The organism is Shewanella sp. Sh95, assembly GCF_001308045.1.
In the GTDB taxonomy this organism is placed as follows: Bacteria; Pseudomonadota; Gammaproteobacteria; order Enterobacterales; family Shewanellaceae; genus Shewanella; species Shewanella xiamenensis.
Genome location: NZ_LGYY01000227.1, coordinates 1 through 1,409 on the forward strand (window position 1 = coordinate 1; position 1,409 = coordinate 1,409).

At 53.4% G+C, this 1,409-nt stretch carries 1 protein-coding gene; it reads left to right on the forward strand.

From position 1 onward, the window contains the following. Positions 1 to 88: 88 nt before the first annotated feature. A partial coding sequence (locus AEA42_RS16675; protein ID WP_055648331.1) for an IS1634-like element ISShes12 family transposase occupies positions 89 to 1,409 on the forward strand: 1,321 nt, incomplete at its 3' end.

Consider the following 1,409-nt stretch of genomic DNA (forward strand, 5'->3'; position numbering starts at 1 on the left):
CCGTCATTCCGCACCTAATTTTCGATTTAAAAAACTTGACGGCGATCGGTCATTCTGATCTATTACTCTCTTTTGCAGGTAATTCATCATGGCCGCTCCCGCTATCTCTATCCGTAACCTCGACCACCTTGGTTTGGTCGCTGCACTTTGCCAAGAACTCGGCATTGCTCGCATGATTGATGCGGTGCTACCCAAAACGCCGCCCTACAAAGTCTCACATGGTGAAGCGTTGGTGGCGATGATACTGAACGGTCTTGGCTTTCATAGTTCGACCTTGCACATGTTCCCGCAATTCTTTGCCAACAAGCCTGTAGAACGCCTGATTGGCCCGGGGATCTGTGCCGATGACCTCAATGATGATGTGCTCGGCCGCTGCCTTGATGCCCTCTTTGAGGCCGATGTCAGCACGCTTTATCAGGTGATGGCGGAGCAGGTCGTTGAACGATTGGGGCTCAAAAGTACTGCAGTACACCTCGATATCACCAGCTTCCACGTCGATGGCGCCTATGACCAAGCCGATGGCGAGCAGCTCGGTAAGTTGCAATTGGTACGGGGCTATAGCCGCGACCATCGGCCAGAGCTAAACCAGGTTATCCTGGAGCTTATCTGTGAAAATCAGGCCGGCCTGCCCATCTACATGCAAGCCTTGAGTGGTAATATTAATGATACCAAGGCCTTTGCCCAGACGGTACGGCGCCACTTGAGCAGTCTCAAGGCCGCGCAGGAGAGTCGTTATCTGGTCGGCGATGCGGCGCTGTATTGCGCCGACACCTTGCAACTACTGGCACAACAGCAACAGTTGTTCGTGACTCGTGTGCCTGTCACCCTCAATGAAGCCAAGCGAGCCGTGGCAACCATTGGCACCCAGTCGCTGGTTGCGCTGGGCAATGGCTATCATGGCTGTTGGCAAAGCGCCAATTATGCCGACGTCGCGCAGCGTTGGTTGCTGGTGCGCAGCGAACAGGCCAGCCACCGTGAGCAGCAAACATTAGCCAAAAACCTACTGAAAGACAGCACGCGTGAACTGAAAGCCTTCAACAAATTATGTGCCCAGCGTTTTGCCTGCGAGACCGATGCGCAGGCTGAATTAGCCCGTTTTGCTGTCAGCTTAAATCTGCTGCAACTAGAAGCAGAAGTCGTGAGTGAACCTATCTATGCAGGGCGCGGAAGGCCCCAAAAGGGTGAAATGCCGGTGAACTACCAATTTCACATCAAGGGGTTAGCCGCAAGTAGCTTGGCGCGGGTGGCTGAGGCGCGCAACCAGACAGGGGTGTTCATCCTCGCGACCAATGATCACAGTGAAACGCTCACCATGGCTGAGCTGTTGGCTACCTATAAAGCCCAGCAGAATGTCGAGCGTGGTTTTAGGTTTCTGAAAAGTCCCGAATTTTTAACCTCCTCGTTATATC